16 protein-coding genes and 1 pseudogene are annotated in these 12,829 nt (G+C 45.4%); 3 read left to right on the forward strand and 14 right to left on the reverse strand.

From position 1 onward, the window contains the following. Positions 1-288 precede the first annotated feature (288 nt). Complete coding sequence (locus tag HQM11_14905) at positions 289-789, forward strand: hypothetical protein (protein ID MBF0352320.1); 501 nt, start codon at positions 289-291, stop codon at positions 787-789. Then, on the forward strand, positions 767-1,087 hold the full coding sequence (locus HQM11_14910) for a DUF1566 domain-containing protein (GenBank protein MBF0352321.1): 321 nt from the start codon (positions 767-769) through the stop codon (positions 1,085-1,087). The genes HQM11_14905 and HQM11_14910 overlap by 23 nt, the downstream gene beginning before the upstream one ends. Positions 1,088-1,247: 160 nt before the next feature. Here HQM11_14910 and HQM11_14915 read toward each other — a convergent pair whose 3' ends face one another. From HQM11_14915 to HQM11_14940, 6 genes and pseudogenes are all read right to left on the reverse strand, one after another. Beyond that, complete coding sequence (locus tag HQM11_14915; GenBank protein MBF0352322.1) at positions 1,248-2,297, reverse strand: Rpn family recombination-promoting nuclease/putative transposase; 1,050 nt, start codon at positions 2,295-2,297, stop codon at positions 1,248-1,250. Positions 2,298-2,513: 216 nt separating this feature from the next. After that, on the reverse strand, positions 2,514-2,960 hold the full coding sequence (locus HQM11_14920; protein MBF0352323.1) for a type II toxin-antitoxin system VapC family toxin: 447 nt from the start codon (positions 2,958-2,960) through the stop codon (positions 2,514-2,516). Then, on the reverse strand, positions 2,957-3,199 hold the full coding sequence (locus HQM11_14925) for a hypothetical protein (protein ID MBF0352324.1): 243 nt from the start codon (positions 3,197-3,199) through the stop codon (positions 2,957-2,959). Before HQM11_14925 ends, HQM11_14920 begins: the two co-directional genes overlap by 4 nt. 263 nt (positions 3,200-3,462) lie before the next feature. Continuing rightward, the gene (locus HQM11_14930) at positions 3,463-3,816 is read right to left on the reverse strand and encodes a DUF5615 family PIN-like protein (GenBank protein MBF0352325.1); all 354 of its coding nucleotides are present in this window, start codon (positions 3,814-3,816) and stop codon (positions 3,463-3,465) included. A 10-nt stretch (positions 3,817-3,826) separates the two neighbouring features. Next, positions 3,827-4,054, reverse strand: a complete 228-nt coding sequence (locus HQM11_14935) for a DUF433 domain-containing protein (protein MBF0352326.1) — start codon at positions 4,052-4,054, stop codon at positions 3,827-3,829. Positions 4,055-4,755: 701 nt separating this feature from the next. Next, positions 4,756-4,869: pseudogene (locus HQM11_14940) on the reverse strand (DUF547 domain-containing protein). Between the two features lie 300 nt (positions 4,870-5,169). Between HQM11_14940 and HQM11_14945 the strand changes: the two are divergent. Beyond that, a complete protein-coding gene (locus HQM11_14945) occupies positions 5,170-6,126 on the forward strand; it encodes an NAD-dependent epimerase (GenBank protein MBF0352327.1) in 957 nt (318 codons plus the stop codon). 36 nt (positions 6,127-6,162) lie between these two features. Here HQM11_14945 and HQM11_14950 read toward each other — a convergent pair whose 3' ends face one another. The 8 genes from HQM11_14950 to scpA all read right to left on the reverse strand — a co-directional run bounded on the left by HQM11_14950 (position 6,163) and on the right by scpA (position 12,818). Next, positions 6,163-7,875, reverse strand: coding sequence for a sigma 54-interacting transcriptional regulator (locus HQM11_14950; protein ID MBF0352328.1), 1,713 nt, complete (start codon positions 7,873-7,875; stop codon positions 6,163-6,165). Positions 7,876-7,894: 19 nt separating this feature from the next. Further along, complete coding sequence (locus HQM11_14955; GenBank protein ID MBF0352329.1) at positions 7,895-8,239, reverse strand: DUF86 domain-containing protein; 345 nt, start codon at positions 8,237-8,239, stop codon at positions 7,895-7,897. Continuing rightward, on the reverse strand, positions 8,236-8,544 hold the full coding sequence (locus tag HQM11_14960) for a nucleotidyltransferase family protein (GenBank protein MBF0352330.1): 309 nt from the start codon (positions 8,542-8,544) through the stop codon (positions 8,236-8,238). Before HQM11_14960 ends, HQM11_14955 begins: the two co-directional genes overlap by 4 nt. 136 nt (positions 8,545-8,680) lie before the next feature. Continuing rightward, the gene (locus tag HQM11_14965) at positions 8,681-9,097 is read right to left on the reverse strand and encodes a HEPN domain-containing protein (GenBank protein MBF0352331.1); all 417 of its coding nucleotides are present in this window, start codon (positions 9,095-9,097) and stop codon (positions 8,681-8,683) included. Further along, positions 9,090-9,407, reverse strand: a complete 318-nt coding sequence (locus tag HQM11_14970) for a nucleotidyltransferase domain-containing protein (GenBank protein ID MBF0352332.1) — start codon at positions 9,405-9,407, stop codon at positions 9,090-9,092. The genes HQM11_14965 and HQM11_14970 overlap by 8 nt, the downstream gene beginning before the upstream one ends. 204 nt (positions 9,408-9,611) lie before the next feature. Beyond that, complete coding sequence (locus HQM11_14975) at positions 9,612-10,079, reverse strand: RES family NAD+ phosphorylase (GenBank protein ID MBF0352333.1); 468 nt, start codon at positions 10,077-10,079, stop codon at positions 9,612-9,614. Next, positions 10,079-10,498: a DUF2384 domain-containing protein gene (locus tag HQM11_14980; GenBank protein MBF0352334.1), complete on the reverse strand. Its 420-nt coding sequence runs from the start codon at positions 10,496-10,498 to the stop codon at positions 10,079-10,081. Before HQM11_14980 ends, HQM11_14975 begins: the two co-directional genes overlap by 1 nt. Positions 10,499-10,673: 175 nt before the next feature. Then, positions 10,674-12,818 carry a methylmalonyl-CoA mutase gene (gene scpA, locus HQM11_14985; protein ID MBF0352335.1) on the reverse strand — a complete coding sequence of 715 codons (2,145 nt, stop codon included), beginning with the start codon at positions 12,816-12,818 and terminating at the stop codon, positions 10,674-10,676. Positions 12,819-12,829: the final 11 nt, after the last annotated feature.

Consider the following 12,829-nt stretch of genomic DNA (forward strand, 5'->3'; position numbering starts at 1 on the left):
GCTGAAAAACCGCCTGAAGGCGGAACTACGAACTTTTCGTCACGATTTCAGAAAAACCTTCTTTAATCACATACCTCACTGTAATTGATCACTTATTAATTACAGTCCCAAATTCACTCACGGGTATTGTTCCTTATCCCACATCCAGTGGCTTGCCAACGAGCAGTGGAAGGGCACCAGAGGTGCCTTATGGAAGCGAGGGATCTTAAAGATTTCTCGCTTTTGGCTCGAAATGTCAAAATTCCAGATTTAACCCGTTCCAAGTATAATGCATTTCTAAAAGAGACTGTGCATTTTAAAAATGACTCTGTAGCGGATGGCAATCAAAATTATACGATCTCAGTCACCCCCAGCAGCAGTTCTGCCGATACCACCGGCTACAAAACTCTGACCGCCCAAACCGTCAGTGTGAACAACACAGATAATGATTCTCCAGGGTTCACATTGGGAACGATCAGCGGCAATACCTCTGAAGCCGGAGGCTCCGCTACCTTCACGGTGAAACTCAACAGCCAGCCCAACGGGAACGTCCTTCTAAACTTGGCCAGTTCCAACACTTCAGAAGGCACCATATCTTCTTCCTCTTTGACCTTCACGACCACGAATTGGAATGCGACCCAAACTGTGACGGTGACCGGAGTCAATGACTCTGTGGCGGATGGCAATCAAAGTTATACGATCTCAGTCACCCCCAGTAGCAGTTCCGCAGACACCACCGGCTACACAACACTGACCGCCCAAACCGTCAGTGTGAGCAACACGGATAATGATTCTCCAGGGTTCACCTAGTGGTGTAGAAAAAACATGGTCTTCCGCTAAATCTTATTGTTCAGGACTTTCTCTCGGTGGTTCGTCGAGCTGGAGATTACCCACAATTAGTGAGTTGACGATGGTATCGGGTCATTTGGAACTGTACTCCTATAGCGCGATTAATGGAACTCAGGATTATTTTACCCCTGGGTATGAAGAGGTTTGGTCTTACACGGCCTATGATACCTATGAGGCATGGGGGTGTTCGTTTGGTTATGCCGACTGTAGTTGGACTGATTTTAAGACCGAAGTATACTATGCCCGTTGTGTGCGTTAGGGGGGCAGTGAATCTGGGATGGGGGGATTGGATGATTTGGAAAAGGGAAAGGTTTTCAGAGGCGTGAGACCGTGCCGCCTGTGAGGGCGGTCACTGCAAAACGGTTTTCACCGCCGTGAGAGGCGGCGCTTCTGTTGGGGGAGGTTTCCACAGAGAGGTTCTATTCAAAGACGGCCTCTAGGCGGTCCACCTCCAGAACCCGGTCTTCCCATTGTTGTAGGATTTCAAGAGAGGAGGCTTCCAATTTTTGGGAAACCCAAGGAGGGAGTTTCCCAAATTTTTTCTCCAGAATTCTCCGCAAACTCTGCTGAATTCCTCTGAGAAATCCTTGTTGGGCACCTTGTTGGATACCTTGTTGGATACCTTGTTGGATACCTTGTTGGAGGCCTTGTTGGAGGCCTCGTTGGAGGCCTTCAGAGGTCAATTGTTCCGCAATGGTCATAAGTGTTTCTCCAGCTTGAGGGGTGACAGAATGGGTGATGATTTTTTTCAGGGTGTTCAGCGTGATCGAAGCATCCGCCTGAATCATATATTTCAACAAGGTTTCCAGCAGTTGCAAGGCACTTTCCTGGTTCAATAACTCCCGGAGCAGGGGCGCAATGCCTTCCAGGGTTTCCGGCAACGTTCCTTGAGCGACCGCTTTTAAGAGATGCTGGACAATACGTCCGAGGAGATCCCCTTGGATTTGCTCCCCTTGGAGATGTGACAGATTCACCAATTGATACGCAAACTCAGGCACATACGGACGCCATAAGGTGTGGAAGGACTCTTCCAGATTCAGAAGGCTCTGAAACTGAAGGGGAACCGTCCACTCCCTTTTCCCCTGATACAACACCAGAGGGAACACGGGTGGCAAACTCAAGACCGGATGGTCCGGGGTCGCTTGTTTCAGCAGGGAACTCCAGAGTTGGACCAGGTAACGGAGCAGACGCAAGGGCATCCAGCGATCCGGAGTGCTTTGATGTTCAAATAAAACATAGAGAACCAGCCCTTGACCGGCCCCTTGAATCCGATAAATCAGATCCGATTCATGTTCCCGTAACTCCTCATCCACAAAACTGCCTTCCACGCACTCCAGCGTCTCCAAATCCATTTGATTCACCAGCGATTCGGGCAGGTAAGCCTGAATAAACCCGATGGCGCTTTCTTTGCGGGAAAAAGTTTCCCGAAACAGTTTATCATGTGGGGAGAGCAGGGAAGCGTCTGACATCCTTAACCAGATTTTTCAAAAAAGGGTTTCCAAAGGTTGAGTTCAAAAATTGAATTCACGATGCTTACTTTCGGGGAACAAAACAAGTTTTTCCTCTTGCTTTTGTGTCCGAGGGGGGCAGTGAATCGGGGATGGGGGGATTGGGGGAATTGGATTATTTGAAAAAGGGAGAGGTTTTCAGAGGCGTGAGGTTTGCTTTTGTTTCTACCTTTTTTATCATTCCAAAGGATTGATAACTTTTAGAAAGTCAAAGATTTCAAAGTCTTTTGTGTTAACCGTATAGAGTCCTACCACATGATTGTTTTTTAAAGTTGCGGCGAGAGCCACATCAAACAGTCGTTTACGGGATTGTGTCTTTTGCAACAGCTCCAAGGTTGTTTGGAGTTGGGTGTGTTGTTGATGAATCAAGGAGACTCCGCTATCGAGATAATCCTGTACGATACGGATTGCGCTTGAGAGAGAAATCGGTTTTTCCAACTGAGCCCAAGTCATCACATGAATAAATTCCATGAAGACTTGAACGGGAATTCTAATAGATAATTTTCCTTCCGCATCCCTTTCGTTCATCACTTGTTCCACAAAGGCGGAAGCTTTGGTATGAAATACGGAGTCAGCGTTATGTGCATAAACCAGGAGATTCGTATCCAGCGCAAATAGATTCATGCCCCTCTCTCTCGATAGAGAGTATCTCGATCCACATGAACGTCTGAACCTAAATGATATTTCTGAACTTTGAAGGTTTGGGGGGAGGCATGTCGCAAGGCATCAACCGTTGTGGGATGCTCAAGAAGGAAGGTAGGGGGCAGCAAGGTCACAATCATTTGGGTTCCTTCCTGGAGTTCCAAAGGCTCCAGGAAGGTTACAATTCCATTTTGGACAATCGCTTCAACACTGGTTAACATAAAAAACTCCGTAAAAAAAGAGGTTCCCCTTGAGGGATTGCTTGGAAAAAAGAAGTTGTTATTGGAAGTATAGAAATTTGAAGAAAGACTGTCAAGGAACCTTTTGAAGCTGGGGAATTGAGATTCCTGAAGAAACGAGGGATGGGGGGATGGTGAACAGGGAGAGGTTTTCAGAGGCGTGAGACCGTGCCGACTGGGAGGGCGGTCGCATCAAAACTTCAAAGAGAGGCGGGGCTTCTGTTTGGGAAAGAAAAGGAACCGCTTCACCGACTCCGTATGCGCAATCGAGTTTCTTCAAGAACCACAATCGTTCCAGGAAGTAGGTTGTGATCCTGTTTCAGAAATTGTTCACAAATACTAATCACATTTTGAGGATGAACGTTTTTGAACCGAAGATAGAGAATGCCATAGCAAGCTTTGCCCTCATTCATTGCTAACGTTCCAAAATCAGAATCATGAGTGAGAATAAAACGCTTTTCACGGAAGGCTATTTCTAAAAGTTCTGCATCCGAAAAACCGTACCACTTTTGCTCTTTTGCATCCAGAACATTCACCCCTTGTTGTCTTAAAAAGGCTACCACTTTAGGTGAAATATTTTCATCGGTGAGAATTTGCATCAGAATCATGTCAGGAGGCGGCTTTCAATTCCAGATAAACTTCATTTTTATAGGCCTGTGCGGCGTATTGTAAACAAGCATAGATATCGTCTTGTGAGAGTTGAGGATAATCCTCCAGAATTTCCTGAATGGACATTCTGGAGGCCAATAATTCCAGAATAAAGGATACGGAGATACGAGTCCCCTGAATAATCGGTTTGCCTCCTAAAATTTTTGAATCCACAACAATTTGATCCATAAACAATCTCCGTTTTATAGTGTTTTCTTGTTGGGTAAGATCAGATAAGTCGGAATAAAACCCATTGCGCTTTCTTTATGGGAAAAGGTTTCCCGAAACATTTTGTCATGAGGTTGAATCAATCATTGAATTCACGATGCTTAATTTCAGGGAACAAAACAAGTCTTTCCTCTCGTTTTTGTGTTCGAGGTGGGCAATGAATCGGGGATTGGGGGATTGGATTATTTGGAAAAGGGAGCAGTTTTCAGCGGTGTGAGATCGTGCCGCTTACGACCATTGAGTCCGATGACCGTGAGTTTATTGGGGTGGCGATTCTTTCCCTAACTTAAAAAATGGAGGACTTGAAAGTCTGCGATGGAAAATGGTGATCCAGAGTACAAACTTGTGAAATTCGAAGAAATTTCATCAAAGCAAAGGAAGTACAATCGGTGAAACTAAAGTCCTGATCCTGGAATTGAATCATCCAGTCCCATGCCGCTTGTTCCAGATCAGGAGTGATATGAAAAAGATTACACAGTTTTTCTGACCAGAGGGCTTCCACAAAAGACTCAAACTGTCGAAGGAGGATGTGACGCACTCTAAAAAGTGTAATCAATTCATGGCACCTTTCAAAATCAGTCAAAAGTACGTTACAGTTTGCCTGTGTTATCCCGACAGAGCGAGGTGAGCGGCGAGGGATCTTAAAGTGTGCTCTCCTTCGTCGAGATGAACGCCTGCGGTTGCAGATCGGGGCATCCCAGACTGGCGCAATTCAAGGCGTAATGCACCCGGTTATCCTGCCAGAGGGGTCTGAGAATACGGTGTTCGATGTCATTCGGGTTGTTTAAAAAATATTGGTTCTTTGGAATTGGTCATGATAAGTACCCGACCAAAAATATTTAATCATTTTTTCTGGTTCCCTACCTCTGGTGGGGAACCCTTCTTAGCCCACCTCCGGTGGCTTGCCAACGAACTGTAGAATGGCACCAGAGGTGCATTATGGAACGGTTCCCGACGAGACGTCAGGAACCAGATTAATGTTAAAAAAAACTATGATCGGGTACTTACCTCTCCAAATCAATTAGAACTTTGAAAATAATAACACAAGAAACGTACACCTTTCAGAAAAGGGATTTATGAATTATTACCTTGTTACCGGAGCCGCTGGCTTCATCGGCTTTCACACGTGCCAACGACTTCTCAAACAGGGAAAAATGGTGCTTGGTGTGGACAACCTCAATGATTATTATGATGTTCAACTCAAACAGGACAGACTGAAACAACTCAAGGAAATGCCGGGATTTATTTTCTATCAGCAGGCCCTGGAAGATCTGGAGGGCTTGAGCCAGATTTTCAAAAAGCATCAAGTGGATGTGGTATGCAATCTGGCGGCTCAGGCTGGTGTTCGCTATTCCCTGACCAATCCGTTTGCCTACCAGAAAAGCAATCTGGAAGGATTTCTGAACATCCTGGAACTTGCCAGAAATCATGAAGTAAAAAACTTTGTGTATGCCTCATCGTCTTCGGTGTATGGCAAAAACAAAAAACTCCCCTTCAGCGTTGAAGATCGGGTGGATCATCCCATTTCCCTGTATGCCGCCAGCAAAAAAGCCAACGAACTCATGGCACACAGTTACAGCCACCTGTTTCAGTTGCCCACCACCGGATTGAGATTTTTCACAGTATATGGCCCCTGGGGAAGACCGGATATGGCGTTGTTCCTGTTCACCAAAGCCATTATGGAAGATCGCCCGATTGATGTGTTCAATCATGGAAAAATGAAACGTGACTTCACCTATGTGGATGATATTGTGACAGGTGTTGTTCAATGTCTGGAACATCCCCAACCGTATGAAGTGCTGAATATTGGCAATCACCGGTCAGAGTCGCTGGAACACTTCATTGATATTCTTGAAAATTGTCTGGGTAAAAAGGCCCATCGAAATTATCTGCCGCTTCAACCTGGCGATGTGGAAGAAACCTATGCGGATATCAGCAGAATTCAGGAATTGTATGGGTTTGAACCCACCACCCCCATTGAACAGGGCATCCCTCGTTTTGTGGAATGGTATCGGTCGTATTACAAAATCTGATCACCCTGATCTGGAACATGCAGATTGATTCTATTGTCACAAGCCGTATTTGAGGCGTTTGCGGTAGAGTGTCATCACCGAAATACCCAGCAGAGCCGCGGCTTTGCCTTTCCGGTAATTGGCCTGTTCCAGTGCATGCATGATAGCTTCTTTTTCTGATTTAGGCGCGGTTTTTTCTGTTTGAAATGTCTGGGGTGGCGATATGGTTCTAAGCTTTTCAGGCATATGTGCCATTTGAATGATATCCCCCTTGCTCACCGCAAAGGCATATTCAATCACATGATACAATTCTCTGACATTTCCGGGCCATGAATACTGAATCAACACCTGGAGCACATCCGGTGCGATGCCTTTCACCGTTCGATGTTCCACCCGGTTCAGGCGTTCCAGGAACTCTGTGACCAGCAGCGAGATATCTTCAGGACGTTCATGCAGGGTTGGAAGTTTGATCGAAATCACATCCAGCCGGTAAAACAGATCTTCACGGAATTCCTGATTTTCTACCAATTGTCGGAGATCCTTGTTGGTTGCCGCAATGATCCGGACATCCACCTTGATCGATCGGGTTCCACCAACACGCTCAAATTTCTGTTCCTGGAGGGCACGCAACAATTTGACCTGTAACTCCAGTGGAATATCCCCGATTTCATCCAGAAATAAAGTTCCGCCATTGGCCAGTTCAAAACGTCCGGGCTTGGCCTGGTCCGCACCTGTGAAGGAACCTTTTTCATGACCGAAAAATTCGCTTTCAAGCAAAGTTCCCGGAATTGCCGCACAATTGACCGCATGAAACGGTCGGGACGCACGCCGACTGCGGTCATGGATTTCAAGCGCCACAAGCTCCTTGCCGGTTCCGCTGGCACCCTGAATGAGAACCGTGGCATTGCTGGGCGCGATATCCTGGATCAACTGAAACATGTCTTTCATTCTGGGAGAGCAACTCACCATCCGGCCGAAAGCAGTATGTCGGCCTTCATGAAGTCGTTGAAGATCGGGGGTTTCCTGGAGAAATACCAACCAACGGATACTGCTGGAGGCCTGATCCAGCATTTCGATCGAAATCTGTGCGGAAAATGAGGGCTTTCGCGGCGTGATCACGGTGGTCTGTTCATCGCGCAGTCCTGATTTTTTGCGGAAACACTCAATCAATAATCCGGAGGGCCCGGCAATGGAAGTGCCGAGCATACTGGCCGCGGGTTTGTTCAGTGCTTCAGTTTCAGTGATTCCGAGCATGTTGCACGCTTTCAGGGAAATCATCTGGATCATGAAGTTGTCATCAAGACTGACGACGCCCTGATTCATACCATCCAGTGTACTTTTCAGCAGTTGATGTGCCTGCTTCCGGGCCGCCATTTCTTTTTTGAGCGCATGGGCGGACTGAATCTGAAAAATTGTGTTTTTGACGAGTCCTCTGATTTCATAAATGCTGACAGGTTTTTTGAGAAATACCTGAACGCCGAGTTTATAACAGAGTTCCACATCTTCATCCGTATTATGTCCGGTGAGGATGATCACCGCATGCGTGTGGTCCGGAACAGGTTTCAGATTTTTCAGAAACTCGACACCACCCATCACCGGCATTTTGAGATCAAGCAGAACAACTTGAGGAAGATGCTTATAAAATTGCTCCAACCCGTCTTTTCCATTTTCAGCAGTGATGATTTGATAGCCTTCCTGGAATAGATACTTTGACAGCATTTTACGGATCATCAGTTCATCATCAATGATCAGCAACCTGTTCTGGGGCATAGGGGGAACTCCGAATTACTTATTCCGTTTTCTGGTTATTTATAAAAGCTTGAATAGCGTTTTGTAGGGTTGCCAAATCTTCATGAATCGTCTGCCAAACGACTTCAAGGACAATTCCAGCATAATCATGAACCATTCTATGACGCATCGCTATGACTTTGTGCCAGGGAATACTTGAAATTTGATGTTTAAGTTCTTCATCGATTTTGTTTGATGCTTCTCCAATAATTGTGATTTGCCTGATAACCGCGTCTTGTGTCTTATCGTCTGACTCAAACTCATGGTAATTTGAGCCTTTAACATATTTCTTGATTCTTTCTATCGAATCAAGAATGTCAAACAGGTAAATGAATTTGTCCTTCATTGTGGATCTCTATCAGCGGTATAAATCGTTTGAAGATCTTTCATAATATAGGGTTTTATTCTTTCTTTGAGGTATTTACGAAAAACCAGGTCAATCGGTTTTTGAAATATTTTCTGAAATTTTTCTTCAATATCCATAATGGTAAACAATGATTTGGGTTGCTGGAATTCAACTAATAAATCGAGATCACTGTCTTCTGTGGATTCTCCTCTGACATACGAGCCAAATACGCCTAAATAATTAATATCATGGTCACGGCATATTTGTTCGATCTCTGACATATGATCAATGGTTATTTTATTCATAAAGACCTCGATTGTTATGTACGCCCAGCATGGGCGTGAATTAATGGGGTGAAAGTCCCCTGAAGAGTAGCCACTGGCTACGTTTCTCATGGAAGAAATAGTGTGGCAAAGCTTCCCTCTAGCCGATTGGGCTACCTCACGGATTCAGAAAATGTCTAATTTCTTCAGATAACAATGAGGCAACAAAATTAAAAATCTCTTCTGCCTTTTTCAGTGCATCCTGGAGTTCTTCGGATGTCGGTTCAAGAAGGTCTCCTGGATAACGGAATTCTGTAGCATAAGGGGTCAATATCTCCGCTGTCTCTTGGTATTGTTGGAAACTTGGGTTAATCCTGATTGCCAATTGAACAAGCAGACGAATGTCATGTGTTTTGGGAAACTCTTGATCCTGTAAAACCAAAAAACCTTTTACCGCTTTCTCACCTGCTTGTTGGCAATGATAAATAGCCACATCCGCATAGCTTTCTGGGTCATTGCTCAACTTTTTGGCGGCCAATAAATCATGTTGTGCTTTGATTAACCAATTTTTGACCAATTCCTCTTTGTCATCCATAAAGACGTTTTCCTCGTGATAAAATCTGATGTTCCAGAGATACGGACACTTGTGAAAACTGTTCTATTTCCTTTCGTGTTTTCACTAATATATCTAAAGGATAGGGAATATCTCTTAAACAACGATAGGCGATAGAGGCTCGTTTAGCTGGAGAAAAATCACTCTTTGGCACTATGACGAGCAAATCCAGATCACTATCCGAATGGGGATTTCCCCACACATGAGATCCAAATAGAAAGATGTTTTCTGGTCTAAATTCCTGTACTAATCGACTGATAATTTCAGGGAGTAATTGCTCTACTGTGTTCATGATGTATCTTTATCCACTTTATGAGTGTTTTGCATATTAGCCCAACGATTGAGCTAAGCTACGGCAACCAAGGGACACTGAACGTTGCCAAGTTCGGCACCTTTCAGAAAGACGGAATTTTAGTTTACAGTTTGACCTTCAATGTCATGCATACATGCCTGAGCGGGAACGACAGCCAAGTGTCAACTACTGTTGAAAGGTGCCTCATCTTTTATAAAGTCTTGGATCAAATTCATATTCAAAAATATCAATGATCTTAACTTCTCTAAAATCAGGATGGGACGGATTAAGCAGAAAATTCCATCCACCTCCATCCGGAACAATGGCTGAAGGAACTTGTAGCAGGAATGTTTGAGCTTGCTTGACCCATTGTGTTCCTATTTGTGCCAATTCTAAAGGTGACGGATAGTCTCTCCAATTGCCAGGGAGTTGGGAATAATCCAGTTTATTCATTTTGTGATGATCTGGAAGTTCAAAAACGGTGACGGCCCTATGTTTGGGCACCAGATTCAGCGGAGTGTGAACCAATGTTTCCAAGGTGGCCAAGGCAATGGAATCAGAAGTGTATATAACGGGAATCCCCTTCAAATTCCATCTTCCTCCTGCTTTGCGGGCACCTTCTCCAGAAAGATCACCTGCATATTGTGACTTGGACAACCGATAGACACGCATTACGCAAAAACCCCATACTCAATGCGTGTCAATTCATCCAGAACCATTTCAATTCCCGATATAGTATCTACAAGATCCATTGGGGGTACATTGCCTAAGGATATATTGACCTGTTTTAGCCACATTGAGGCATCCTCAGCATCTTCAAAGACTTCAAGACTCCTGGAATATACTTTGGCAATTTGAAGCAAATGATCAGATATCGCAGAAGAAAGTAATTTATCAGGAGAATAGCGTTGTAATGTTCGTTCTGAAACATGCAGGTATTGGATCAATTCCGAGATTGGAATATGCAGGCATTCCGCTAATGAATTAATAGATTTCTTTGGAATACCCATGCGAGCAATCTCTATCAAATCAAAGGGAGTTGGAACGGGGTGTTTCAGGTTTAGTGTCCGGGCAATAAATTCATAATTCATACGTTCTCATTTTGCAGGTTGAAGAATTTTTGCCAATTGTCTTATTTATAATGTCATCTGTTAATCATTGCTTTGATATTTTTCTGCATGAGGAGCTATTTCAAATTGAATAAAACTCGAAGATCCATAGTAGGGGCGACCTGCCGATCGCCCTTAAATGAAAGATCGCTCCTGATTATTGCTGTTGATTCAGTTTCATGATCACGTCATGGGCCGCTTGTGGAATGGGGGTACCGGGACCAAAAATACAGGCGACTCCCTGTTCATATAAAAAGTCATAATCTTTGGGAGGAATGACCCCACCGGCCACAACCAGAATATCATCCGCACCCTGTTCCTTGAGGCATTGAATCAATTGCGTCACCAACGTTTTATGGCCGGCCGCCTGACTGGAAACGCCGACAACATGCACATCATTTTCAATGGCTTGCCGGGCAACTTCCTCAGGCGTCTGGAACAAGGCACCGATGTCTACATCAAAGCCCAGATCCGCAAAAGCGGTTGAAATCACCTTGGCTCCCCGATCATGACCATCCTGACCGATTTTGGCGACAAGAATTCGGGGACGACGTCCGGCTTTTTCAGCAAAACGATTGATTTCCTCTCGTACCTTATCGAAGGAATCATTGCTCCCCTGTTCATATTGACTGCTGTAAACTCCGGAAATCGACCGGATCGGCGCGTTATAACGTCCGAAATGTTTTTCAAGCGCAGATGAAATTTCTCCAACAGTCGCACGGAGGCGGGTGGCTTCAACGGCCAGAGCCATTAAATTGCCGTCACCGGATTCAGCACAACGGGACAAGGCCTGTAAACTGGCCTGCACACGGGCTTCGTCACGGGACGCACGAATCTGTTTCAACCGTGCGATTTGTGATTCACGAACTGCGGAATTGTCCACTTCCAGTGTTTCCAGCGGATCTTCTTTTTCCAGTCGGTATTTGTTGACACCAACGATCACTTCTGAGCCTTGGTCAATGCGGGCTTGACGGCGGGCCGCTGATTCTTCAATCCTCATTTTGGGCACACCGGATTCCACGGCTTTGGTCATGCCACCCAGAGTTTCCACTTCCTTCATGACTTCCTGCGCGGCCTTGATCAGTGAATTTGTCAGACTTTCCATAAAATAAGAACCCGCGAACGGATCGATCACATGGCGGATTCCAGCTTCTTCCTGGATGATCAACTGAGTGTTTCTCGCCACTCTGGCCGAGGTATTCGAAGGCAAAGCCAAGGCTTCATCAAAGGCGTTGGTGTGCAGGGATTGAGTGCCGCCAAGGGTGGCCGCCATGGCTTCAATGGTGGTTCGGATGATGTTGTTGAACGGATCCTGTTCCGTGAGACTCCAGCCTGAGGTCTGGCAATGAGTTCTCAGTTTCATCGAAGTAGAATTTTTGGGATTGAACTGTTGGATCATGGTTGCCCAAATGTAGCGGGCGGCTCGCAGTTTGGCGATTTCCATGAAAAAATTCATGCCTATTCCAAAAAAGAAGGAAAGCCTGGGCGCGAAATCATCAATTCCCATGCCGGTAGCCAGCCCCAGTTTCACATATTCCAGACCATCCGCCAGCGTATACGCCAATTCCTGAACCGCTGTTCCACCCGCTTCCTGAATATGGTAGCCACTGATGCTGATTGAATTGAATTTCGGCATGTTTTCGCTGGTATATCTGAAAATATCCGCAATGATTTTCATGGAAGGTGTGGGTGGGTAAATGTAGGTATTACGAACCATGAATTCTTTGAGAATATCATTCTGGATGGTTCCAGTCAGTTTATCCAGTGTAACACCCTGTTCCTCGGCCGCGACAATATATCCTGCCAATACGGGAAGAACCGCGCCGTTCATGGTCATGGAAACCGAGATTTTGTCGAGAGGAATCTGATCAAACAGAATTTTCATGTCTTCTACAGAATCAATGGCGACTCCTGCCTTGCCCACATCGCCTTCAACTCTTGGGTGATCTGAGTCATAACCACGGTGGGTGGCCAGGTCAAACGCCACGCTGATGCCCTGTTGCCCTGCCGCAAGATTTTTGCGGTAAAACGCATTGGATTCTTCAGCCGTTGAAAATCCGGCATATTGTCTGATGGTCCAGGGACGTCCGGCATACATGGTAGCTTGTGGACCTCGAATGAAGGGAAATAACCCCGGAAGAGTGTTTAGATTTTCCAGATTTTCCAGATCTTCAGCGGTGTATAATGGTTTTATTTCAATGTCTTCCGCGGTATGCCAGTGGATGGATGATACATCTTTGCCCTTGAGTTCTTTTTGGGCACTGGCGTTCCAATCAGCTATGGTGAATGAACTTTTAGACATAAATGCCTCCT

It is taken from the genome of SAR324 cluster bacterium (genome assembly GCA_015232315.1).
In the GTDB taxonomy this organism is placed as follows: domain Bacteria; phylum SAR324; class SAR324; order SAR324; family NAC60-12; genus JADFZZ01.